The 22,554-nt window shown below is 72.0% G+C and carries 21 protein-coding genes; 15 read left to right on the top strand and 6 right to left on the bottom strand.

Annotated features, from left to right (window positions below):
* Positions 1-104: 104 nt before the first annotated feature.
* Both HNR67_RS32855 and HNR67_RS32850 read left to right on the top strand, forming a co-directional pair.
* Complete coding sequence (locus HNR67_RS32855) at positions 105-2,087, top strand: APC family permease (protein ID WP_185006173.1); 1,983 nt, start codon at positions 105-107, stop codon at positions 2,085-2,087.
* A gap of 94 nt (positions 2,088-2,181) precedes the next feature.
* Entirely contained in the window at positions 2,182-4,977 is a 2,796-nt protein-coding gene (locus HNR67_RS32850; RefSeq protein ID WP_185006170.1) for an amino acid ABC transporter substrate-binding protein, read from the top strand.
* Here HNR67_RS32850 and HNR67_RS32845 read toward each other — a convergent pair whose 3' ends face one another.
* On the bottom strand, positions 4,978-5,268 hold the full coding sequence (locus HNR67_RS32845; protein WP_185006168.1) for a helix-turn-helix domain-containing protein: 291 nt from the start codon (positions 5,266-5,268) through the stop codon (positions 4,978-4,980).
* A 111-nt stretch (positions 5,269-5,379) separates the two neighbouring features.
* Between HNR67_RS32845 and HNR67_RS32840 the strand changes: the two genes are divergently transcribed.
* Positions 5,380-6,888 carry a DUF4185 domain-containing protein gene (locus HNR67_RS32840; protein WP_185006167.1) on the top strand — a complete coding sequence of 503 codons (1,509 nt, stop codon included), beginning with the start codon at positions 5,380-5,382 and terminating at the stop codon, positions 6,886-6,888.
* On the opposite strand, the gene HNR67_RS32835 is transcribed toward HNR67_RS32840, so the two are convergent.
* Positions 6,885-7,775 carry an aminoglycoside phosphotransferase family protein gene (locus tag HNR67_RS32835; protein WP_185006165.1) on the bottom strand — a complete coding sequence of 297 codons (891 nt, stop codon included), beginning with the start codon at positions 7,773-7,775 and terminating at the stop codon, positions 6,885-6,887. The two genes, HNR67_RS32840 and HNR67_RS32835, sit on opposite strands and share 4 nt — an antisense overlap.
* 153 nt (positions 7,776-7,928) lie before the next feature.
* Between HNR67_RS32835 and HNR67_RS32830 the strand changes: the two genes are divergently transcribed.
* Positions 7,929-8,456, top strand: a complete 528-nt coding sequence (locus tag HNR67_RS32830; protein ID WP_185006163.1) for an RICIN domain-containing protein — start codon at positions 7,929-7,931, stop codon at positions 8,454-8,456.
* On the opposite strand, the gene HNR67_RS32825 is transcribed toward HNR67_RS32830, so the two are convergent.
* Positions 8,457-9,596, bottom strand: a complete 1,140-nt coding sequence (locus tag HNR67_RS32825; protein WP_185006161.1) for a fibronectin type III domain-containing protein — start codon at positions 9,594-9,596, stop codon at positions 8,457-8,459. It abuts the gene before it with no gap.
* A 50-nt stretch (positions 9,597-9,646) separates the two neighbouring features.
* Here HNR67_RS32825 and HNR67_RS32820 point away from each other — a divergent pair, with 50 nt between their 5' ends.
* Positions 9,647-10,831 (top strand): sensor histidine kinase, encoded by a 1,185-nt coding sequence (locus HNR67_RS32820; protein WP_185006159.1) that lies wholly within the window; start codon positions 9,647-9,649, stop codon positions 10,829-10,831.
* Positions 10,828-11,430, top strand: coding sequence for a response regulator transcription factor (locus HNR67_RS32815; protein ID WP_185006157.1), 603 nt, complete (start codon positions 10,828-10,830; stop codon positions 11,428-11,430). The genes HNR67_RS32820 and HNR67_RS32815 overlap by 4 nt, the downstream gene beginning before the upstream one ends.
* A gap of 4 nt (positions 11,431-11,434) precedes the next feature.
* Here HNR67_RS32815 and HNR67_RS32810 read toward each other — a convergent pair whose 3' ends face one another.
* Positions 11,435-12,046 (bottom strand): MerR family transcriptional regulator, encoded by a 612-nt coding sequence (locus HNR67_RS32810; protein WP_185006155.1) that lies wholly within the window; start codon positions 12,044-12,046, stop codon positions 11,435-11,437.
* Between the two features lie 89 nt (positions 12,047-12,135).
* Between HNR67_RS32810 and HNR67_RS32805 the strand changes: the two genes are divergently transcribed.
* Positions 12,136-13,110 (top strand): hypothetical protein, encoded by a 975-nt coding sequence (locus HNR67_RS32805; protein WP_185006153.1) that lies wholly within the window; start codon positions 12,136-12,138, stop codon positions 13,108-13,110.
* 37 nt (positions 13,111-13,147) lie between these two features.
* Here HNR67_RS32805 and HNR67_RS32800 read toward each other — a convergent pair whose 3' ends face one another.
* A complete protein-coding gene (locus tag HNR67_RS32800; RefSeq protein WP_185006151.1) occupies positions 13,148-13,735 on the bottom strand; it encodes a response regulator transcription factor in 588 nt (195 codons plus the stop codon).
* 115 nt (positions 13,736-13,850) lie between these two features.
* Positions 13,851-14,648 carry a GntR family transcriptional regulator gene (locus HNR67_RS45950; RefSeq protein WP_185006149.1) on the bottom strand — a complete coding sequence of 266 codons (798 nt, stop codon included), beginning with the start codon at positions 14,646-14,648 and terminating at the stop codon, positions 13,851-13,853.
* Positions 14,649-14,711: 63 nt separating this feature from the next.
* On the opposite strand from HNR67_RS45950, the gene trpB reads away from it, so the two are divergent.
* The 8 genes from trpB to HNR67_RS32755 all read left to right on the top strand — a co-directional run bounded on the left by trpB (position 14,712) and on the right by HNR67_RS32755 (position 22,552).
* A complete protein-coding gene (trpB, locus tag HNR67_RS32790; protein WP_185011379.1) occupies positions 14,712-15,878 on the top strand; it encodes a tryptophan synthase subunit beta in 1,167 nt (388 codons plus the stop codon).
* On the top strand, positions 15,872-16,621 hold the full coding sequence (gene trpA, locus HNR67_RS32785; RefSeq protein ID WP_185006147.1) for a tryptophan synthase subunit alpha: 750 nt from the start codon (positions 15,872-15,874) through the stop codon (positions 16,619-16,621). Before trpB ends, trpA begins: the two co-directional genes overlap by 7 nt.
* Positions 16,622-17,024: 403 nt before the next feature.
* On the top strand, positions 17,025-17,201 hold the full coding sequence (locus HNR67_RS32780) for a hypothetical protein (protein WP_185006146.1): 177 nt from the start codon (positions 17,025-17,027) through the stop codon (positions 17,199-17,201).
* Between the two features lie 24 nt (positions 17,202-17,225).
* Positions 17,226-17,549, top strand: coding sequence for a hypothetical protein (locus HNR67_RS32775; RefSeq protein WP_185006145.1), 324 nt, complete (start codon positions 17,226-17,228; stop codon positions 17,547-17,549).
* 121 nt (positions 17,550-17,670) lie between these two features.
* Positions 17,671-18,381, top strand: coding sequence for a response regulator transcription factor (locus tag HNR67_RS32770; RefSeq protein ID WP_185006144.1), 711 nt, complete (start codon positions 17,671-17,673; stop codon positions 18,379-18,381).
* Positions 18,378-19,829, top strand: coding sequence for a sensor histidine kinase (locus tag HNR67_RS32765; protein ID WP_312988529.1), 1,452 nt, complete (start codon positions 18,378-18,380; stop codon positions 19,827-19,829). Before HNR67_RS32770 ends, HNR67_RS32765 begins: the two co-directional genes overlap by 4 nt.
* 57 nt (positions 19,830-19,886) lie before the next feature.
* Positions 19,887-20,492: a DUF998 domain-containing protein gene (locus HNR67_RS32760; protein WP_185006143.1), complete on the top strand. Its 606-nt coding sequence runs from the start codon at positions 19,887-19,889 to the stop codon at positions 20,490-20,492.
* Positions 20,493-20,494: 2 nt separating this feature from the next.
* Entirely contained in the window at positions 20,495-22,552 is a 2,058-nt protein-coding gene (locus tag HNR67_RS32755; RefSeq protein ID WP_185006142.1) for a glycosyltransferase, read from the top strand.
* Positions 22,553-22,554 lie beyond the last annotated feature (2 nt).

The raw sequence follows: 22,554 nt of genomic DNA, 5'->3' as shown, positions 1-22,554 counted from the left end.
CGGACATAGCGGTCAATGACCGGCCCGGTGCTGCGCGGGGATCTCCTTCCTGGCATGGTCACGGCGCGCGAGCACGGGGCGGAGACGGTGGAGGGGATGCACGGATGAGCGGCGGCGAGCGGGTCACGATCCCGGACCGGATGGACAGTCCGGTGCCCCCACAGCACCCCCGCGGCAAGGTCAGCCGCTGGCTGCTGGCCAAGCGGGTCGCCCCGGTGGGCCCGGAGGCGGACGAGGCGCACGCCACCCCGCAGTCCTGGTGGAAGGTCATGTGCCTGACCGGCGTCGACTACTTCTCCACGCTGTCCTACCTGCCCGGCATCGCGGTGCTCTCCGCGGGCTGGCTCTCCCCGCTGGCCACGCTGGTGATCGTGGCGCTGACCCTGCTCGGCATGCTGCCGATGTACCGCAGGGTCGCCGCGGAGAGCCCGCACGGCCAGGGCTCGGTGGCCATGCTGGAGGACCTGCTGCCGTTCTGGCGGGGCAAGATATTCGTGCTGGTGCTACTGGGTTTCGTGGTGACCTCCTGGATCGTCACCATCACCCTGTCCTCGGCCGATGCCACCGTGCACGTGCTGGAGAACCCCTACCTCAGCGAGGCCCTGCACGGCCTGGCGGTGCCCATCACCATCGGCCTGCTGCTCATCCTCGGCTTCGTCTTCCTGCTCGGCTTCAGCGAGGCCGTCGGCGTGGCCATCCCCCTGGTAGCGGTGTTCCTGCTGCTCAACGCGGTGGTCTCGGTGGTCGGCCTGGTGGATGTGTTCACCCACCCCGAGGTCCTTGACCGGTGGTTCGACGCGCTGACCTCCGGCCAGGGCGGCTTCACCGGCATCATCGGCCCGGCCCTGATCGCCTTCCCCTCGCTGGTGCTGGGCCTGTCCGGGTTCGAGACCGGGGTCAGCATGATGCCGCTGGTCGCCGCGGACGGGAAGACCGAGCAGGAGCGGCTGTGGGACCGGATCCGCAACACCCGCAAGCTGCTCACCGCCGCCGCGCTGATCATGTCCGTCTACCTGCTGGCCACCAGCCTGATCACCACGGTGCTCATCCCGCACGAGGCGTTCAAGCCCGGCGGCCCCGCCAACGGCCGCGCCATGGCCTACCTGGCGCACCAGGAACTCGGCGAGCTGTTCGGCACCGCCTATGACATCAGCAGCATCCTGATCCTGTGGTTCGCCGGCGCCTCCGCGATGGCCGGTCTGATCAACATCGTGCCGCGGTACCTGCCCGCCTACGGCATGGCCCCGGAATGGGGTCGTGCGGTGCGGCCGGTGGTGCTGGTCTACACGCTGATCAGCGTGATCATCACCATCGCGTTCAACGCCGATGTCAACAAGCAGGCAGGCGCCTACGCCACCGGGATCCTGGCCATGATGGTCTCCGGCGCGGTCGCGGTGGCCATCTCGGCCTGGCGGCGCAGGCAGAAGCGGGCCGCGGCCGGGTTCACCGTGCTCACCCTGGTCCTCGTCTATGCCCTGGTGGAGAACGTGATCCGCAAGCCGGACGGCATCGCCATCTCGGCGCTGTTCATCCTCGGCATCATCGTGGTCTCGCTGATCTCCCGGATCTCGCGCACCACCGAACTGCGGGTCGAGCACATCGAGTTCGACGAGGCCGCGCGGAAGTTCATCGCCGACTCCATCGAGCACGACGGCCAGCTCAACATCATCGCCAACAAGCGCCAGGGCGGGGACGACGCCGAGTACTCGGCCAAGGAACGCGAGCAGCGCGGCCTCAACCCGCTGCCCGGCGCCGCCGACGTGATCTTCCTGGAGATCGACGTGGTCGATCCATCCGACTTCAGCGAGGTGCTCAGGGTCCGCGGCGTGGACATCGACGGCCACCGGGTGATGCGGGTGGAAAGTCCGGCCGCGCCGAACGCGATCGCGGCCATCCTGCTGGCCCTGCGCGATGCCACCGGGGAACGCCCGCACTGCCACTTCGAGTGGAGCGAGGGCAGCCCGCTCGGCCACCTGTTCCGCTACCTGATCCTCGGCCAGGGCGACACCCCGCCGGTGGTGCGCGAGATCCTGCGCACCGCGGAGGAGGACCCGGCCCGCCGGCCGGTCATCCACGTGGGCGGTTGATGCCAAACCGGGTACAGCGCGGAGCAGCGCACCTAGACTCCCCCTTCTCCAGGTCGTCACGGTGGGTGGCGACCCAGGAACGGGGAGTAAGCCGGTGGCAACTCCGTCCTTTCGTGGCCTGCACGCGCTGCTGACCCAGGTCGCCCGGCTGCTGGACCGCCCGCGCTGGCGGTTCCGCCGCAGGTCAGGGGAGATCCGGGGCGACCGGCCGACCCCGTTCCTGTGCCTGCTGCGCGGCAGCGCGGACTGGAACACCCAGACCGGCCTGGAGACCTGGCTGCACGCCGCCGGACCGCCCAGGGTGCGGCACGCCCGGATCGACGTGGCCGCCACCGAGGCCAGGGTGCGGGCCAGGGTCGAGCGCGCCGCCGAGGATCGCGAACCGCCGCTGTTGCCGCTGCTGGACGAGCTGTGGCACCTGCTGGAGGCGGACCGCTTCGGCGCCAGGCTGAGCCGGTTCCGGCACTACGGCCTGGCCGACTGGCTCACCTGCCACCAGCCGGCCGCCGGTCGCGGCAGCCGCGCGCGGGTGCTGGAGTCCCTGCATGACTGGTACGGCGCCACCGGCCGCCCGCACGCCCAGCAGCAGCCCGGCCCCGGCGACGCCGTGCCGTGGTGGTTGCAGGCGCTGACCTTCCTGCTGGTGGCCTGGCACCGGCCGGTCCGGTTCCGGCTGTGGAGCCACGGCGTGTGGCCCTTCGGCGCGGTGCCGCGCTGGCTGATGAAGCAGCCGTTCATGGTGCCCGGCCACTCCACCAGCTTCGCCGGGTTCGCCGAACGCCTCACCCCCGGCCGCCGGGACGAGGAGAACCTGGACCAGCTCAAGAAGCTGCTGGTGCACGCCTTCCTGGAGGACCTGCGCCGGGCCTACCGGCCGCTGCGGCTGCGGCCCCGGCGCTGGCGGCGCACCGCGTACGTGGTGCTGCTGCTGGAGGGGATCACCGAGGACAACGGCGGCTGGGAGCTGCTGCGGCTGATCAACGACGTGCGCAACGAGTCCACCGCGCACGATCCGCTGTTCGTGGTGGCCACCGCCGACGCCAAACCCGCCGGGTTTCCGGACGGGACCAGGCCCGCGCCGGTCAGCCGGGCCAAGGTGGAGGTGGACCGCTGGTACCACGAGCTGCCCCGGCGCAGGCAGTCCCTGCGCGAGGACGCCCGGTTCGTCTTCCTGCGGCTGCCCGGCGCGGACGAACCACTGCTGGAGGCCGACGAATCCGCCTGGCACGAACAGGTCGTCCGGCCACGCAAACCCCCGCTGGCCGCGCGGCGGCTGGTCATCGCGGCCGCGCTGACCGTGCTGCTGGTCGCGGCGAGCCTGCTGGGCGCGGAGTCGCTGCTGGTGCGCTGGCAGGGCGACTGCCTGCCGGTGACCGCCTCGACCGGGGTGGCGGTGCGCTGGCTGCCCGCGGAGGCGACCTGCGTTGGCTACAGCGATTCCGCCGCCCAGGTCTTCGGCCGGGACGACCGGCTGCTGGCCGCGCAACGTGCCCTGTTCGAGCAGAACGAGCTGGCCAAGAGCCTGCACGCGGAGAACCCGCGGCGGCCGCTGGTCTCCCTGGTCTACTTCGCCGACCTGACCCACCCCGGCGCGGAGGCCGGCACCGACGCCTCCACCTCCGAGGAGCTGGAGGGGCTGCTCATCCGGCAGCGCCAGCACAACCACAAGGACCAGGTCAAACCGTTGCTGCGGATCGTGGTGGCCAACGGCGGGGACAAGATGACCGCGGCCCGCACCGTGGTGGACGAGCTGCTGGCCGAACTGCTGCGGGCGGATCAGACCGTGCTCGGCGTGGTCGGCATGGGCCTGACCGTGCCGGCCACCGAGAGCGCCATCGGCGCGATCGGCAACCTCGGCGTGCCGGTGGTGGCCACCACGCTGACCGGGGACGCGCTGCCGGACCGCTCGCCGCTGTACTTCCAGATCGTGCCCGGCAACCAGGTGGAGGCCGAGCTGATCGCGGAGTACGCGCGCTGGGCGGGCAAGCCGGTGACCATCTACCACCCGAGGCTTTCCGACAACTACCTGGAAAGCCTGGTCACGCTGACCGCCAAGGCACTGGGCCCGGACCGCGGCGCGCAACGGCCGTGGGAGCGGCGGGTCGGCGAGGTCCGGATCGAGTGCGGGCAGGACCGGATCGCCTTCTTCGTGGGCCGGGAGTACGACTTCCCGGAGTTCCTGCGCGAGGTGGTCGAGCAGTGCGATCTCAACCGCCCCACCGTGATCGGCGCGGACAGCGTGGCCAGGTTCGTCTCCCAGGCCGAGCTGCGCCGGCGGGATGAGTTCAACCAGGTCGCGGTGTCCTATGTGTCGATGGGGACCCGGATCGTGCTGGCCGGGCGGTCCTGCCGCAACGGTGGCGCGCCCGAATCGCTGGTGGCGGGGGTGGCCAGCGGCGGGCCGGAGGCGACCCAGCCGCTGAACACCTTCTGCGCCGGTTACCGCACCTTCCGCAACCTGACCCAGGGCGGTCCGGGTGCGGAGGCGGTGGCCGCCTTCGCCAGGGAAGCGACCAAGGGCGAGCACCTGCCCTGGCCAGGTGAACGCATCGGCCTGGCCTATGACGCGGCCGGTCTGTTCCTGGCCGCGGTGGAACGCAACCAGATCCGCGACCGGGTGCCCGATCCACGTGGTGGCCGCTCGGCCGAGGCCGCCGACCACCTGCCGCACCGCGGTGCCATCGCCCAGGAACTCACCCAGCTCGGCGATTTCCAGGGCGCCTCGGGCCGGGTGAACTTCCACGAGTCCCGCACCGGCACCACCCGCCCGGCCGCCATCCTCACCGTGGGCAACGTGCACAACCTGGACGAGGTGCCGCGCTGCCAGTTCATCGTCAAGGTGCCGGTCGGCGGGCACGGGCCGCGGCCGTGGGGCTCGCCGAACTGCTGATCAGCAGCAGGGCCTGCGCACCGGGCAGGCGCCCGAGACCAGCCGCCGCCAGCGTTGCTCCCACTCCGCCAGGTTCCCGCCGCAGACCCGGACGTAGGCCAGGGTCAGGCTGCGGGTGGGCAGTCTGCGGCCGCCCGCGGCCTCGGACAGGCTGGCCGCGGAGTAGTGCGCCCGGGTGGCCATGGCCCGGTAACTCGGCCCGCCCGCCTTCTCGCGCAGTCGTCGCAGGTCGGTGGCGAAACGAAGCAGGTCGCTGTCGCCCGGATCAAGTGGTCGTTCCCGTCGTGGCATTGCCTCAACCCCCAGTCTTGGCGGCGCCGTGGTGCGGATTGTGCTGGTCAGCCTCCAGCCCTCGGTGACAGAGCACCCGCGGCGGGTCCGGCATGGGCCAGGATGGGCGCCATGGGGATGAACCGCCGCGGTATCGCGGTGCTGGTGACCGGGCTGGTGCTGGGCATGGCGATCATCGTTCCGGCAGCGGCAGTACCGGCGCTAACCGTTGCCAATACGGTCGCGCTCCTCGCAGGTCAGGGCGCCGACGACATCAACAGGACCAGGGAACGCTTCGCGGTGCACGCCACTGATCTGGGCATCATGTGGCGGGACGGCCGGGGCCGGACCGCGATCATGTTCGGCGACACCTACGGCGCGGGCTGGGGTGGTCACGGGGCCGGGCCGGAGACCGCGGACTGGCGGTTCAACGTGCTGGCCCACTCCACCGACTCCAACCTGGCCGACGGCCTGAACATCGATTCGATGATCACCGACCGGCCTGGGCACGCCGCGGAGCTGCTGCACCGCGATCCGGCGGTCTCGGAGATCACCGTCATCCCGACCGCCGGGGTGGCCACGGGCACCAGGGACGTCGTGCACTACATGTCGATCAGGAGCTGGGGGCCGTGGACCACGAACTACGCCGGGCTCGCCTACTCCGAGGACGGCGGCCGCACCTGGGTCAAGGATCCGGCGCTGCGCTGGCCGAACTCCGGTGGCGGGGCCCGGTTCCAGCTCGGCGCGTTCGCCAAGCACGGCGGCCATGTCTACCTGTTCGGCACGCCGAATGGCCGTTTCGGCGCCGCGCATCTGGCCAGGGTGCCGGAGCACCGGGTGCTGGACCTGGGTGTCTATGAGTACTGGACAGCCGACGGCTGGCGGCTCGGCGGCCTGGACCGGGCGATCCCGGTCTTCGGCGGCCAGGTCGGCGAGTTGTCGGTGCAGTACAACACGGTGCTGCGGCGCTGGGTGGCGCTGACCCTCGACGAGAGCCGGGCCGCGATCGTGCTGCGCACCGCGCCCGCCCCGACCGGACCGTGGACCGGCGGCCGGGTGGTGGTGCGCGGCACCGATTTCCCGGCGCTCTACGGCGCGTTCCTGCACCCGGACAGCGCCGACAGCAACGAGGTTTTCTTCGTCATGTCGCAGTGGGGTCCCTACCACTCCAAGCTCATGCGGCTGCGCCTGGACCAGGCGTTGCCGGCGCCGAACCTGTTGTCCGACGGCGGTTTCGAGGACCGTCCGGCCGGTGCGGGCGCCGGTCCGTGGACGATCACCGGCAAGGGCGGCATCGACTACGGCGCCGGTCTGGCGCGTACCGGGGCGAACAACGCCTGGGTGCGGGAGACCAGCGGTTGGCACGCGGTGTCGCAGCGGCTCGCGGTGCGGCCGGGACAGCGCTACCGACTGTCCGGTTGGGTGCGGAGTTCGGCGAGCACCACCGACGGCTACTTCGGCGTGCGGCGGGACGCCGGTGTGCTGGCCGAGCGCAAGTTCGGCCAGCTCGGCGACTACACCCGGCTGGAGGTCGATTTCCTCGCCGACAGCAGTGAGATCGAGGTCTTCGGCGGAGTCTGGGCCCTGGACGGCAAGGACACCTGGGTGCAGCTCGACGACGTGTCGCTGGACCCGCTCTAGCCGCGCAGGTCCGCGATGATCCCGGCCAGTTTGCGGTGCGCCACAACCGAGCCGGGGTGGTCGGGGGCCAGGGTCTCCGGCGAGGGCAGCACTCCGGAGAGCCCCCACACCCGGCCGCGCGCCCAGGTCGCCGCGTCCACGCCGAGCCGCTCGCGGAACACCGCCCGGGAATCGGCGTCGAAGCAGGTCCAGGCCGGGATCAGGTCGACAGCCGGATCGCCGACGGCGAGGGTGCCGAAGTCGATCACCGCGGACAGCCTGCCGTCGGTGGCCAGGAGGTTGCCGGGGTCCGGGTCGCCGTGCACCCACACCGGCGGCCGGTCCCAGGCCGGGGCGGCCAGTCCGGCCCGCCACACCTCGGTGAGCGCGTCGGTGTCGGTCAGGCCATGCAGGGCCGCGATCCGGGATTCCAGGCGGTTGGCGACCACGGGGGAGTCGCGCGGATCGGCCAGGTCCACGCCGCGGAAACCGTTGCTCCACTCCGGTGGCGGGCCATCGGTGGTCTCGATCGCTTGCAGGGCAAGAAGGAACTCGGCCAGGTCGAGGGCCGCCAGGCGCAGGTCGAGCGGGACCTGGTCGGCGCGGTCGCCGTCGAGCCAGCGGTAGACCGACCACGGATACGGGTAGGCCGCGCTGGGTTCGCCCTGCGCCAGGGGGATCGGCACCGGCAGTGGCAGTCGTGGCGCGAGCACCGGCAGCCAGCGTTGTTCGCGGTGCACCTGGCCGATCCAGCGCTCGAACCGGGGCAGCCGCACCGACATGTCCGCGCCCAGCCGCAGCGTCGCGTTGTCCACCCCCGGTTTGGCCACCCGGGTCACCGGCAGGTCCGCCCAGTGCGGGAACTGCGCCGCGACCAGCTCGCGCACCAGCGTTTCGTCGATATCCATTGGGCTGATCACACCGGGAAGACCGGGTGGGCGTCCAGCGAGTTTTCCGGCGGCGTGGGTAAACATACCCAGCGGAATTGGGAATTCCTGGACGTGTTGGCGCCCCGGTGACACTCGGCAAGCTGTGGCGGCAGGACGAACCAAGGAGAGAACATGCGCAATCGCAGAACAGCCGCCGCCGCTCTGGCCACCGGAATGCTGATGACCACCATGGGACTGCTGTCCGCTGGCACCGCGAACGCGGCCGGTGACTACGAGAACGTGCAGCTCGTGCCCAGGCACGCGCCCACCATGTGCATGGAGGTCGTGGACGCCAGCACCCAGCACGCCGCCGATGTCCGCCTGGCCAACTGCACCGGCGGCGCGCACCAGCGGTGGGACGTCAACCACGTGGGCGGCAACGTCTACGAGATCCGGCCCCGCCACAGCGGCGACAAGTGTCTGGACGTGGCCTGGGCTGGCACCCACTCCGGGGCGAACGTGCTCCAGGCCAACTGTGAGCGCCGGACCAACCAGCGCTGGTGGCAGCGGGAGACCAGCGACGGCTACCGGGAATTCCTGCCCACCCACACCGGCGGCAAATGCCTGGACGTCAAGGACGCCGCCAAGACGCACGGCACGGACATCATCCAGTCCGGTTGCTGGGGCGGGAACAACCAGCAGTGGAAGGCCGTGGTCTGATCACGGCCTGACGATGTATTCCGCTTTCTGGGTGCAGCGGGATTTCCGCAGGAACTGTTTGTCGCAGGCCTGCAAACCGATGCCGTAGGCGCGGCCGGGATCGATGCCGGTGACGGTGAACTCGGTCCCGGCCACCTCGGTGCCGACCACGTCGAAGCCGCCCTCCGACCACCAGGAGACGTTGTAGGCATCGGCGTTGCCCCAGTGCCAGCCCAGCCGGATCGTCCCTCCGATCCGGCTGGCCCGCACCAGGCACGGCCGGTCCGGCCCGACGCACACCCCCACCTCCAGGGTGCGCAGGTAGGGCCGGTCGCGCACCAGCCGGGGTGACTGGCCGGGCGCGCGCACCAGGTGCCCGCCGCTGAAGTTGACGTACTCGCTGGCGCCGTCGGCGGACTGGAGTTCGATCTGCCCGCCGAGCGGCCCGGCCGCCCCGCCACTGGCCTGCCAGGCGTCGAACAGGTCCGCCGACACGGTGACCAGGCCGAGCGCGGGTGCCCTGGTCAGCACCACCCCCCGCTCGGTCCGCACCGCCAGCTCGCCCTGGGCGGTCCGCTCGACCCCGCCGAGCGGACAGCCCACCCCGTCCCGACCGCCGCGCGTCACCCACCAGCGGTGCGCCTCCGGCTCAACCGGTCGGTTGGCACAGCCGTGCACCGCGGTGTGCTCCTGCCACACCACGAACACCAGCGAGGTCGCCGCCAGGCTCACCAGCAGCCCGGCCGAGACCAGCCGCACCGCCGGCATTCCCTTGGGCGCCTTGACCTCCAGCGGTGGGCACAGCCGCAGCACCGCGCGTGCCAGGCGGGTGTGCCGCCACGCGGAGAGCACCGCCACCGGCACCACCACCAGCACCGCCGCGCTCACCGCGAAGGCCGCGGACAACCGCTCGTACAGCGTGCCCGCGGTGGCCGCCAGCCCCAGCACGGAGAACCCGGTGACCAGCGTGGTCTTGGTCAGCCGCCACCACCACGGCGCGGCCAGCAGCTGACGCGCCCAGCGGGTGGCCACGGTCCAGACGTGTTGATCAGGGTGCGCCCGGCCCTGCCCACAGTGCCGCCCGATCGTGCGACGCAGCCGGAAACCCAGCTGCCACCAGGCGAACTGCGCGCCGACGATCTCGCTGAGGCCCGGTCTCATCTGTTTCCCCTTCGGTAGTGTCGCGCCGGAATTCTGGGGGGTGAAACAGCGTGCGTGGCTACCTCGATGCCCCGATGGGCAGGCATCCGGCCCCGATGGGGCTGGTGCTGGCCTATCGCTGGCTCGCCTTCGCCTGGATGGCGCTCATCGCCGGGGTGGGCGCTCAGTCCGTCACCCCGGTGCTGTCCGCGGTGGCGCTGCTGGTCACCCTGGGCTGGACGCTGTGGCTGACCCTGGCCGCGGTCCGGCGTTCCATCCCGGTGCTCGTGCTGGATCTGACGCTGGCGGTGGGCCTGGTACTGGCGGGCGGGCTGATCCACCCGCATGGGCACGTGCTGACCAACCATCCCTCGATCACCTCGGCCTACCCGATGGCCGCGGTGGCGGCCTGGGCCGCGGTGCACCACGTGGCAGGCGGTATCGGCGCGGGCCTGGTGGTGGCCGGGGTGCTGCCGTTGTCCTATGCCCTCAACGGCGCCCCGCTGCTCGAACTGTCCTTTGTGGAGGTTCTGGAGCTGACCGGCACCGCGCTGGCGCACGTGCTGCTCGGGGCCAGCGTCGGCCTGGCCGCCCGCCAGTTCACCCGGCTCGCCGAGCACGCCGCCCGCGCCGGTGACCAGGCCGCCCGGCTGGCCGAGCGGGAGCGGCTGGCCGCCCGCATCCACGACGAGGTGCTGCAGCAACTCGCCGCCATCCACCGCGGTGGCGCGGACCTGGCCGCGGCCGGACCGGTGGCCGCCGGGGACCTGCGGCCGCTGCTGGCCGAGATCCGCAGGCAGGAGCGCAACCTGCGCAATCTGGTGGTGCCGCAACCGGATCCGGTGGTCGAGGGCGAGGTCTCGCTGACCGCCGCGCTGGAACGACTGGCCGCCGAACACCGGGAACTCGACCTGCAGGTGGTGACCGCCGGGCCGGTGCCGGTGGCCGAGGCGGTGGCCGCCGAACTGCTCGCCGCGGTGCGCGAGGCGCTGAGCAACGTGGTCAAGCACGCGCGGGCCCGCCGGGTCTGGCTCAGTGTGCTGGAGGAGGCGGGTGCGGTGACGGTGGTGGTGCGGGACAACGGGATCGGCTTCGACTTCGACGAGGACTCGTTGCGTGCCAACGGCAGGCTCGGCCTGCTGCTGAGTGTGCGGGCCCGGCTGAACCGGCTCGGCGGGGTGGCCCGTATCCACGGCAGGCCGGGCCGGGGCACCGAGGTCGAGCTGAGCCTGCCGCCGGAGCGGAGGTCGGCGTGAGCGTGCTGGTGGTGGACGACCACCCGGTGACCAGGGAGGGTGTGCGGGCCGGACTGGCCAGGGCCGGGCACACGGTGCTGGAGGCCGGGGACCTGGCCGCGGCCAGGGACGCCGTGCGCGCGCACCGGCCCTCGGTGGTGTTGCTGGACCTGCACCTGGGCGGTGACGACGGCGTCGACCTGGTCGGCGAACTGCGTGCGGACCGCCCGGACACCCGGATCCTGGTGCTCTCCCAGGCCCCGCTGTCCGAGGTGCTGCGCGCGATCCGGGCCGGAGCGCACGGCTACGTGGCCAAGTCCGCGCCCTCGGCCGAACTCGCCGCCGCGGTCATCGCGGTGTGCTCCGGTCCGGTGTTCCCGGCCGAGCTGGCCGCCGCGATCGTGGCCGAGGCCGACCGGCCCCGGCTCACCGCGCGCGAGCTGGATGTGTTGCGCTGCCTGGCCAAGAGCTACGACAACCGGGAGATCGCCGAGGAACTGGGCATCGCGTTGCGCACCGTGCACCGGCACCTGGACGCGGTCAGGGACAAGCTCGGCACCCGCCGCCGCTCCCAGCTGATCCGGCTGGCGGGGCAGTGGCTCCAGGGCCAGCGCGGCTGAGCCGTCAGGACTCCCGGAACCGGGTCGAGCGGTCCTCCTGGGCCATCCGCCGCAGCAGCGAGACCAGCACATCGCCCAGCAGCGTGATCACCACCGCGGACTCCAGCACCTCGTCCTGGCTGCCCCGCTGCTCCAGGAAACCCACGTCCAGCGCGGCGAGCTGCCCGGCCAGTGCGGCGTAGTCGTCCAGTCTGGTCAGCAGTTCGGTGTGGCCCAGCTCGGTCAGCGTGCCGAGCAGTCCGGCCAGTGCGGTCAGGGACGGGTTCTCCTCGCTGACCTGCCAGCCCAGCCGCCCGAGCAGCTCGTGCACCGGTTCGGTCGCGGGTTCGGCGTCGCCGGGCCGTTCGGTGATCGCGTAGTGCACCTGGCCGAGTGACTTGAACAGGTCCTTCTCCGGCTCGTCCACCGCTTCGAGGACCTGTTTCGCGGTGGCGATCGGCAGTCGCCCGAGATCGACCAGCGCGCGCACCAGGCGTAGTCGCCGCAGGTGTTCCTCGGCGTAGTGCACCTGGTTGTAGCCGGCCCGTTCGCCGTAGGGCAGCAGGCCCTCGCGTTGGTAGTACTTGATCGTCGGGACCGGGATCCCGGTGAGCTTGCTCAGGTCCCCGATGCGCACGGCAGCCTCCTTGATACTTTGGCTATCGATAGCTAGTGTATCGATAGCGCGCGGTCAGAGAGACAGTAGTTCTCGCCTGGAGGTCTGAGATGTTCCGCCCTGCCTTACTCCCGATCCGGCACTGGCACCGACCGTTGCTCATCGCCACCGCGTTGATGGCGCTGGCCACCGTGGTGTCGCTGGCCGGCCTGGCACTGGACGACCGGATGCTGCGCGGTGAGCCGATCTGGGGCAAACCGCTCAAGTTCTCGGTGTCCCTGCTGGTCTACCTGCCCACCTGGGCCTGGATGCTGTCCCTGCAACAGAAACGCCGCCGCTGGACCTGGTGGACGGCCACCGCCATCGCGGTGCTGACCACCCTGGAAGTGGTGATCATCGTCTTCCAGGTGGTGCGCGGTCAGGGCAGCCACTTCAACAACGGCACCCCGTTCGACGCCTTCCTGTTCCAGACCATGGGCGCCATGATCACGGTGGCCTGGCTGCTGAACATGGCCCAGGGCATCGCGCTGCTCAAGGACCGGCTGCCGGACCGGCCGATGGCCTGGGCGATCCGCGGCGGCATCGTGCTCGGCTCGGTCGGCATCGGCCTGGCCTTCCTGATGACCGGTCCCACCGCGGACCAGCTCCAGGTGCTGCAACAGGGGCTGCATCAGCCCACCGTCGGCGCGCACAGCGTCGGCGTGCCCGACGGTGGGCCGGGGATGCCGCTGACCGGGTGGAGCCTGACCGGCGGTGACCTGCGCATCCCGCATTTCATCGGCATCCACGCCATGCAGGCCCTGCCGCTGCTCGCGCTGGGGCTGGGCATCGCCGCCCGGCGGCGGCCGCGGCTGGCCGATCCGCTGACCCGCTCGCGGCTGGTGTGGCTGGGCACCGGGACCTACGCGGGGATCATCGCGCTGGTGACCTGGCAGGCGTTGCGCGGGCAGTCCATCGCCGCGCCGGACGCCCTGACGCTGGCCGCGCTGGGGGTGCTGGTGGCCGGGACCGCGGTGCTGGCCGGGGTGATCCTGCGCCGGGCGCCCGCCGCACTGCCGGAACCCGAGCTGATCACCACCCGCTGACGAGCCGCCGCCCCCGCCGTCACGTAGGCGGCGGGGGTCAGGTGATGATCCCGGCCCGCAGCGCCAGGGTGACCAGCAGCGCGCGGTCGCCGGAGCCCAGCCTGCGGCCGATCCGCCACAGATGGGTGTCCACGGTGCGCGCGGACAGGCCGAGTTCGCCGCCGATGTCCTTGTTGGACCGGCCGTCGGCGACCAGCCGCAGCACGTCGATCTCCCGGTTGCTCAGCTCCCACACCGGATCCGGCACCGCCACCTCGCGGCCGGGCCGCAGCAGGTAACCCTGGGCGCCCGCCTGGAAGGCCGCGGCCACCGCCAGTGGTTCCTCCGGCGAGACCACCACCAGCACCTGCGGCCAGCCACGGGATTTCAGCTCGCGGACCAGGCGGATGCCCTCGGTGTCCGGCGGGACCAGGTCGACCACGGCCAGCGCGCACGGCCCGGCCAGTGCGGCGAACTCCAGTGCGGCCGCGGCCGAGGTGGCCTGGTGCACCTGGCCGATCCGCAGGTCGTGCAGTCGTGGCGTCATGGTCCGGCGCATCAGGGTCTCGCCCACCAGCAACACGGTCCCGCCCGCCGCGTTCCGATGCGGTGTCGGCGCGGCTCGGTCGCCCCCCAGCGTGTTCATCTCGGCCGATCTCCTTTCGCGAGACAGGACCGGCTGGTCATCTCGATACCGGAGAGCGACACGCTGTGTACGCGGTTTGCTCGACACTCACTCCAAAGAACGGGTCGCTACCGGGTTACCCAGGTGAGTTCTGGGTGCGGTAGGTGAGGCTGACCTCGGTGGCGGCGCGTTCGGCCACCACCACGGTGCCGTCGCCGACCATCACCGCCCGGTCGTCGACCAGTGGGGCGCCCGCCTCGTCCCGGCTCAGCCTGCGGCTCAGCAGCGCGGGCGAACCGACCGGTCGGTCGAGCAGCGCGGCCTCGCGTTCGGTCAGCGCGACCGCCTGCAGTCGTTCCTCGGCACTGGTCACCGGGCGGCCCAGGCGTTCGCCGAGCAGCCGGTACAGCGAGTGGTGGCGCAGTTCGGCCACGTCCAGCAGCCCGCCCAACCGTTCGGTCAGGAAAGAGGTCTGAAGCAGCAGCGGCACCACCGGCGCGCCGGGTTCGGGGCTGGCGCTGCGCAGGCGGTCCACGGCCAGCACCCGGGTGCCGGGGGACAGGCCGAGCCGGGCGGCCACCTCCTCGGGTGCGCTGACCAGGTCGGCGGAGAGGACCTCGGTGCGCAGTTCAAGGCCCTGGCCGGTGAGTTCCTCGGACAGGCTGCGCAGCCCGCTCAGGTGGTAGGCGAACCCGGGCTGCCGGACGAAGGTGCCGGTGCCGGGGCGGGCCTCGACCAGGCCGTCGTCCTGGAGTGCGCGCAGGGCCTGGCGCACGGTCATCAGGGTGACGCCGAAGCGGTCGGCGAGCTGACGCTGCGGGGGTAGCGCGGCCCCCGGCTGGTGGGTTCCGTCGCTGATCTCGGCGGCCAGCGCACGGTAGATGGCCAGGTATTTCGGCACCCGCTGGTCGTAGCCGGTGGTCTGCTCGGTCACCGGGGGAGTGTAATCCACGGACTAGAGTGCTAGAGTTCTAGAACTGTGAGGACTGACAAGCTGATGGGGCAGCCCGACGCCACCGGTCGCTTCGGCGATTTCGGCGGCCGGTTCCTGCCGGAAGCACTGGTCCCGGCCTGCCGGGAGGTCGAGGAGGCTTTCCTCGACGCGTGGCACGACCCGGCCTTCGTCGCCGAGTACCACCGCCTGCTGGCCACCTACGTGGGCAGGCCGACGCCGCTGACCGAATGCGTGCGACTGGGGGAGCGCCTGGGTATCCGGCTGCTGCTCAAGCGGGAGGACCTCGCGCACACCGGCTCCCACAAGATCAACAACGTGCTGGGTCAGGCCCTGCTGGCCAAGCGGATGGGCCGCACCAAGCTGATCGCGGAGACCGGCGCCGGCCAGCACGGCGTGGCCACCGCGACCGCCGCCGCCCTGCTCGGCCTGGATTGCACCGTCCACATGGGACACACCGACATGCGGCGGCAGGAGCTGAACGTCTTCCGGATGGAGTTGCTCGGCGCCGAGGTGGTCCCGGCCGGGGTGCCAGGGACGGCGGGCACGCTGAAGGAGGCCACCAACGCCGCGCTGCGCGCCTGGGTCAGCGAGACCAGGACCGCGCACTACTGCCTGGGTTCGGTACTCGGCCCACACCCGTACCCCTACCTGGTGCGCGAACTGCAACGGGTGATCGGCGACGAGGCTCGCGCCCAGGCCGCTGAACTACTGCCGACCGGCATCCCCGACGTCGTGGTGGCCTGCGTGGGCGGCGGCTCCAACGCGGCAGGCACCTTCGCCGGCTTCGTGGACACCCCCGCCGAACTCATCGGCGTTGAGGCCGCGGGCGGCGCCGCGGTCAGCACCGGCACCCCCGGCATCCTGCACGGCTTCCGCTCGCACTTCCTCCAGGAGGGCGTGCAGATCGCCGAGGCACACTCGATCTCCGCCGGCCTGGACTACCCCGGCATCGGCCCCGAGCACATGCACCTGGCCGCCACCGGCCGCGTCCGCTACCCCACGGTCACCGACGACGAGGCCCTGTCCGCCGTCCGGGCCCTGGCCGTGACCGAAGGCATCCTGCCCGCCCTGGAATCCGCACACGCCCTGGCCTGGATCCTGCGCGCGGCAGGGACTCCCGAGCTGCCCACCGGAACCACCGTGCTGCTGACCCTGTCCGGTCGCGGCGACAAGGACGTCCACCAGATCCGGGAGACCCTGGCATGCTGACCCTGCCCCGCGACCACAAACTGCTGATCCCCTACCTGATGGGCGGCCAGTCCGCGGACTGGCTGGACGTGGCCAAGGCCATGGCCGAGGCAGGCGCCGACGCCCTGGAGATCGGCCTCCCGTTCTCCGACCCCATGGTCGACGGCCCGGTCGTCCAACGCGCCGCCGCCACGGCCCTGTCTCGCGGTGCCACCCCGGAAACAGTCCTCAAAGAACTGTCCACAGTGGATATCGGTGTGCCGCTGATCGCCATGACCTACGCCAATGTCGCCCTGGGCATCCCGGACTTCCCGGCCCGTCTGGTCGAGGCCGGGATCAGCGGCGTGATCGTCTCAGACCTGCCACTGGAGGAGAGTGCGGAGTTCCGCGCCGCGGCCGACCGGGCCGGAGTCAGCATGGTGCTGCTCGGCGCCCCCGACTGCGCCGACGACCGCCTGGCCCGGATCTGCGCCGCCAGCAAGGGATTCGTCTACTCCATGACCGCCATGCGCACCACCGGCGAACAAGCCCAACTGACCACCGCCGCCAAGGACACCGTCACCCGGCTCCGCAGACACGCCACCATCCCGGTGATCGCCGGATTCGGCATCAGCACCCCGGAGCTGGCCACCGAGATCTGCACCGAGGCCGACGGCGTGGTGGTCGGCTCAGCCCTGGTCCGGGAACTCCTCGACGGCGGCGACGCGGCGACGGTGGCCGAACGGGTACGCGGCTTCCGGACGGCCCTGGACCGGGTGGCCTGAAACCCGCGTCTCTACCGACCGTTCGGTAGAAGTGCGTGGCTGATTGGGTGCCTGCGTCTCTGCCAACTGTTCGGTAGGCACACGAGGTCGATCGAAGGCCCGCGCCCTGACCGACCGTTCGGTAGAGGTGCGAGGTCGATCGGGTGCCCGTGTCTCTGCCAACCGTTCGGTAGAGACGCGAGTCTGGTCAAAGGCCCGCGCCCCTACTGACCATTCGGTAGGGACGCGAGGTCAGCCGGGCGCCCGCGTCCTGACCGACCGTTCGGTAAGGACGCGGGCGGTGCCGCCAGGCCAGGCCGAGCCGGAGTCTCCGAACGGGTGACCCACCACCGGAACGCCCCAACCCGGCCCACCCCACCTCCCAGGGTGCCCTGACTCGACCGCGACCGCAGGGAAGCCAGGCATGGCCCGGCACACCGCAACGGGTTTCGCGCTCGCGGGCGCCGGAGTGGTACCCGGCCTCCTGCTGGCCACCCTCGACGGCACGCTCTGGCACGGCCCGGACCCGGACACCGCGCAGAAGCTCAGCGCCACCCTGGGCGAGCCCGGCGGCGGCAAGTCCACCCTGGCCCTGTTGTAGCTGACCGCCAAGCGCCGGCGTCCGGTGCTTGACCACCTGCGCACCGAACCCGCCGGTGTGCTGGCCACCGTGCTGGCAACCCCGCTGATGCCGCCCCTGGCCCGCGCCCGCTACGCCGCCCCCGGCACCGACCCGGTCTACCTGCTGCGACTCCCGGACCGCCCCGCGATCCAGCACCATCTGCTCGACGCCCTCATCCCCACCCTGTACCGGGATGACGGCCACCACCCGGACGACGTCGAGCATCGGATGATCTTCCTGGCGGGTGACCAGGAGCGGTGGCGATCGTCGGCATCGCCTGACGGGAACTGCGTTTCGCCCTGCCCGGCGTTCGCCGCCCACTGCTGAGGCTGGTGCATCCGCGGGTCGCCCTCAGCCCGGCCATCGGTCTGGTGCTAGCCGGTCGACCAGTTCCGCCACGCGCTCTCGCAGCTCAGACCAGCCGAGCCCGGACGGCTACGCTCGATCCGTGCACCTGCTGATCGTGGATGACGAGGAGGCCGTGCGGGACTCGCTGTCCCGGACGCTGCGGTTCGAGGGCTACACCGTCTCCCTGGCCGCCGACGGCGCCGAGGCGCTGGCCCGGATCCGGGCGGAGAAGTTCGACGGCGTGATCCTCGACGTGATGATGCCGGTGCGCAACGGCCTGGACAGCTGCCGCGATCTCCGCGCCGAGGGCAACTTCGTGCCGGTGCTGATGCTCACCGCCCGCGACGAGGTCGCCGACCGGGTGGCCGGGCTGGACGCGGGCGCCGACGACTACCTGGTCAAACCCTTCGCCCTGCAGGAACTGCTGGCCCGAGTGCGGGCCATGCTGCGGCGGGCGGGGCAGGGAGCGGCCGAGCCGGACGCCGCGCCGCCGCCGAGTGCGGGGGAGTCGCTGGTCTTCGCCGACCTGGTGCTGCACCCGGGCACCCGCGAGGTCAACCGGGCCGGGCGGCAACTGCGGCTGACCAGGACCGAGTTCGCCATCCTGGAGACCTTCCTGCGGCACCCTCGGCTGGTGCTCACCCGGACCCTGGTCTTCGAGCAGGTCTGGGGCTACGACTTCGGTTCGGCCTCCAACGGCCTGGACGTCTACGTCGGCTACCTGCGGCGCAAACTCGAAGCCCAGGGCGAACCCCGCCTGCTGCACACCGTGCGCGGGGTCGGCTACGTGCTGCGCGAGGAACCGCTGTGAGCACCTGGTGGGCCCGGCTGCGGGCGGCCCGCTGGCGCGAGCTGTCCCTGCGCGGACGGTTGATCGTGCTGGTCGCCGGGGCGGTCGCGGTGGCGGTGGCCGCGGTGTCACTGGGCTCCTGGCTGCTGGTGCGGGCCAAGCTGGAGCAGAACTTCGACAACCAGCTGCGCTCCTACAGTCAGCTCGCCGGAGACCGGGCCACCCCGAAGGACGCCCTGGACGCGCTGCACGACGTGGACCGGCCCGAGGGCGACAGCGACGGCAGGCGGCCCCGGCCGGACCGGACCGGGGACATCTTCGTGCAGTTCCTGGACCCGGGCGGCACGCCGGTGCGCTTCGCAGGCCGGGAGGAGGCGGTGCCGGTCAGCGTGGGTGCGGCCAAGGTCGCCGACCGCTCGAGCGCGGAGTTCAGCGAGGACCGGGTGCTGGACAACGACCTCTACCGGGTGTGGACCGCGCCCCGGCCCGACGGCGGCGCGGTGCAGGTCGGCAAGGAGATCCAGGGTTTGCGGGAAACCCTGGGTGTGCTGGGGTTCTGGCACATCCTGGTCTGCCTGGCCGGGGTGGCGGTGGCGGCCGGGGTCGGGCTGATCGTGGCCCGCACCGCGTTGCGGCCGGTGGACGCGCTCACCGCGGGCGCCGAGCGGGTGGCCCGCACCCAGGACCTGGACCAGGGCATCTCCGTGCAGGGCACCGGTGAGATCGCCCGGCTGGCCGAGGCGTTCAACGCGATGCTGGCCGCGCTGGCGGTCTCCAGGGACGCCCAGCGCCGCCTGGTCGAGGACGCCGGGCACGAGCTGCGCACCCCGCTGACCAGCCTGCGCAACAACATCGAACTGCTCGCGCACGCCACCCGGCAGACCGATCCGGCCAGGGTGCTGCCCGCCGAGGACCGGGACCGGCTGCTCACCGACCTGGAGGTACAGGCAGGCGAGCTGACCTCGCTGGTCAGCGAACTGGTCGAACTGGCCAAGACCGACCGCTCCACCGAACCAGCGCAGCGGGTGGACCTGGCCGAGGTGGTGGCCGCCGCGGTGGAACGGGTCCGCCCGCGCGCCCCCAACCTGCTCTTCCACACCGACCTGCGCTCCGCGGAGATCATCGGCAGGCCGCGCTCGCTGCAACGGGCGGTGCTGAACCTGCTGGACAACGCGGCCAAGTGGAGTCCACTGGGCGGCACCGTCACGGTCACCCTGGAGACCGGCGATGGCCAGGTGCGGATCGTGGTCGACGACGAGGGCCCCGGCATCCCCGAGGCCGACCTGCCGCACGTCTTCCAGCGCTTCTACCGGGCCGACACCGCCCGTGCGCTGCCCGGTTCCGGTCTCGGCCTGGCCATCGTGGACCAGATCGCCACCCTGCACGGCGGCCGCGCCACCGCAGGCCGGAACGCCGTGGGCGGGGCCAGGGTCTCGCTCACCCTGCCCACGCCCGCCACGGACTCTTAACCAAACCCCGGGTGATCTCTCATCGTCCCTTCATGATCGCCGCGAACCCTCACGTAGGTGACCACCACCAGCAGGACGATCACCCGGCCGGGCACCGCCCCGGTCGCGTTCACGCTGCTCGGCCTGGCCACCCTGCTGGTCGGTTACCTCGGCTTCGCCTACACCGTCGAGGTCGATCCGCTGTGGGACCCGGTCAGTGACTACACCTTCCACTCCACCGCGTTGTTCCTCATCGCCCAGCTCTGCATCCTCGTCGGCGGCGGGCTGATCCTGACCCGGCTGCCGGTGGACCGGCCCGCGGGCATCTTCCTCGGGCTGTGGGCGGGCGGACTGGCCTCGGTGGCGGTGTTCCCCGGCAACGTGAGCAGCACGGTGTCCACTGTGTCCGGTGAGATCCACCGCTTCGGCGGCGCGGTGTTCATGACCTGCCTGCCGGTGGCCGCGCTGCGGATCGCGCACGTGCTCGCCACCGCGGGCCGCCAGGTGCTCTCGCTGCGCCGGGTGCGCTGGGCCGCGGTGGCCACCCTGCTCACCGCCGCCGCCTTCGGCCTGGCCCAGGTGATCCCGGCGCTGCCGCAGGGCGCGCTGCAGCGGGTCGCGCTGATCGCGCACGGACTGCTGCTGGTCTCCTTGGCCCCATTGATGCGGAGCGCCACCCGGTGAGCATGATCCCCCTAGCGGTTCTCCTCGCACTGCTGGCCGCCTGCCTGTTCGCCGCCGCGGTGTCCTTGCAGCACTCCGCGGTGCGCGGCCACGACGCCGGCGGCGAACTCACCCTGCGCGGCCTGGCCGGGACGGTCCGCTCGCGCGGCTGGCTCACCGGCACCGGCTTCGCCATCCTCGGCAGCGGCCTGCACGTGCTCGCGCTTGCCTTGGCGCCCATGGTGATCGTGCAGCCGCTCGGCGTGCTGAGCCTGGTGCTGACCGTGGTCTTCACCGCCCGCGCCCGGCGGCAGCCCATCGCGCCACCGGTGCGGCTGGCCGTGTTCGCGGTCTGCGGCGGGGTGTTCGGCTTCGTCGCACTGGCCGTCTCGCCCGCGGTGGTCACCTCGGTCGTGGTGCCCGGCGCGGTGCACCTGGCCGCACTCGGCGCGCTGCTGGTGGCCGTGGTCGGCCTGCGGGTGCGCGGCCAGGGCCGCTGCGCGGTGCTCGCCGCCTCCGCCGCCGTCCTTTTTGGACTCGGCTCGGTGCTCACCAAGTCCGCGACCGGGCAGCTCTTCACCGCCGACCCGCAGTGGGGCGGGTTGCTGTTCGCCGCGGAGGCCGGGCTGCTGCTGGCCGTCGGCGGCTGGGTGATGCACCAGGCATACGCCGCCGGACCGACCGCGGTGGTGGTCGGCGCGATCACCGTGCTGGATCCGCTGACCGCGGTCAGCACCGGCCTGCTGCTCTACGGCGAGGCCGCCTACCTCACCCCCGCCACCGCCGTCGGACAGGCCGCGCTCGCGCTGCTGGCCGTGGGCGGCGTGGTGGTGCTGGCCCGATCCGTGCCAGACCAACGAGAAGTCGCCGCACCAGAGGAGCAAGTGATGCCGGCACGCCGCACCGGGTCCGGGCTGCGGATCGTCCTGGGCGCGGACACCTTCCCGCCCGATGTCAACGGCGCGGCCAACTTCGCCGGCCGGCTGGCGCACGGCCTGGCCGGGCGCGGCCACGACGTGCACGTCATCTGCCCCTCGCCCACCGGCGAGCCGGGCACGGTGACCGACGGCGGCATCACCATCCACCACCTGCCCTCGGTGCGCACCCCGTTCCACCCCGACTTCCGGATCAGCCTGCCCTGGCAGACCCGCAAGGCCGCGGACCTGCTGGCCGGGCTGGACCCGGACGTGGTGCACGTGCAGTCGCACTTCCCGGTCGGCCGCGCCGTGCTGCGCGCGGCCACCGCCCGGCAGGTGCCCACGGTGGCCACCAACCACTTCATGCCGGAGAACCTGTTCGGCTACCTCAAGATCCCGGCCGCGCTGCGCCGCTCACTGGCCCGGCTGGGCTGGCGCGACCTGGTCCGGGTCTACCGCGAGGCCGGGATCGTCACCGCGCCCACCCCGCGCGCGGTGAACCTGTTGACCGCCAACCACTTCCCCGGCAAGCCGAGGGCGATCTCCTGCGGGATCGACATCGAGCACTACGCCGCACCGCGCGTCGCGAAGTCCACTGTGGACACATCGGTGCTGTTCGTCGGCCGCCTGGACGCGGAGAAGAACGTGCACGAGCTGATCCACGCGGTGTCCCGGATCCCCGGCCTGCGCGCCGAACTCGTCGGCGACGGCTTCTGCCGCACCCGCCTGGAAAGCCTGGCCGCCGAACTGGGCGTCACCGACCGGGTGCGCTTCCACGGCGTGGTCTCGGATGAGGACCTGGTCCAGGCCTACCGCCGCAACGACATCTTCTGCATGCCCGGCACCGCCGAACTGCAAAGCCTGGCCACCATGGAGGCCATGGCCGCCGGCCTGCCGGTGGTCGCCGCGGACGCGATGGCCCTGCCACACCTGGTCCACCCCGGCGTCAACGGCCACCTCTACCCGCCTGCCGACCTGGACGCGCTCACCGGCCACCTGGCCGAACTGGCCGCCGACCCTGACCAGCGGGCCGCCATGGGCGAGGCCAGCGAGAAGCTGATCACCCGGCACGCCCTGGAGGCCACCCTGGCCACCTTCGAGCAGGTCTACGCCGAACTGGTCCGCCCGCACGCGCCCACCCCGGTGCTCACCGGCGCGGCCTGAGC

The sequence above is a fragment of the Crossiella cryophila genome (assembly GCF_014204915.1).
GTDB classification, from domain to species: domain Bacteria; phylum Actinomycetota; class Actinomycetes; order Mycobacteriales; family Pseudonocardiaceae; genus Crossiella; species Crossiella cryophila.
Note: the sequence above shows the minus strand (reverse complement) of the source record. Positions and strands in the feature narration are given on the sequence as shown.

Excerpts from the sequence above, each read along its gene's own strand:
- HNR67_RS32755 (WP_185006142.1), top strand. The coding sequence starts at position 20,495 with ATGATCCCCCTAGCGGTTCTCCTCGCACTGCTGGCCGCCTGCCTGTTC.
- HNR67_RS32845 (WP_185006168.1), bottom strand. The coding sequence starts at position 5,268 with ATGCCACGACGGGAACGACCACTTGATCCGGGCGACAGCGACCTGCTT.
- HNR67_RS32805 (WP_185006153.1), top strand. The coding sequence starts at position 12,136 with ATGTTCCGCCCTGCCTTACTCCCGATCCGGCACTGGCACCGACCGTTG.
- HNR67_RS32840 (WP_185006167.1), top strand. The coding sequence starts at position 5,380 with ATGGGGATGAACCGCCGCGGTATCGCGGTGCTGGTGACCGGGCTGGTG.
- HNR67_RS32800 (WP_185006151.1), bottom strand. The coding sequence starts at position 13,735 with ATGAACACGCTGGGGGGCGACCGAGCCGCGCCGACACCGCATCGGAAC.
- HNR67_RS32825 (WP_185006161.1), bottom strand. The coding sequence starts at position 9,596 with ATGAGACCGGGCCTCAGCGAGATCGTCGGCGCGCAGTTCGCCTGGTGG.
- trpB (WP_185011379.1), top strand. The coding sequence starts at position 14,712 with ATGGGGCAGCCCGACGCCACCGGTCGCTTCGGCGATTTCGGCGGCCGG.
- trpA (WP_185006147.1), top strand. The coding sequence starts at position 15,872 with ATGCTGACCCTGCCCCGCGACCACAAACTGCTGATCCCCTACCTGATG.
- HNR67_RS32830 (WP_185006163.1), top strand. The coding sequence starts at position 7,929 with ATGCGCAATCGCAGAACAGCCGCCGCCGCTCTGGCCACCGGAATGCTG.
- HNR67_RS32855 (WP_185006173.1), top strand. The coding sequence starts at position 105 with ATGAGCGGCGGCGAGCGGGTCACGATCCCGGACCGGATGGACAGTCCG.
- HNR67_RS32780 (WP_185006146.1), top strand. The coding sequence starts at position 17,025 with ATGGCCCGGCACACCGCAACGGGTTTCGCGCTCGCGGGCGCCGGAGTG.
- HNR67_RS32835 (WP_185006165.1), bottom strand. The coding sequence starts at position 7,775 with ATGGATATCGACGAAACGCTGGTGCGCGAGCTGGTCGCGGCGCAGTTC.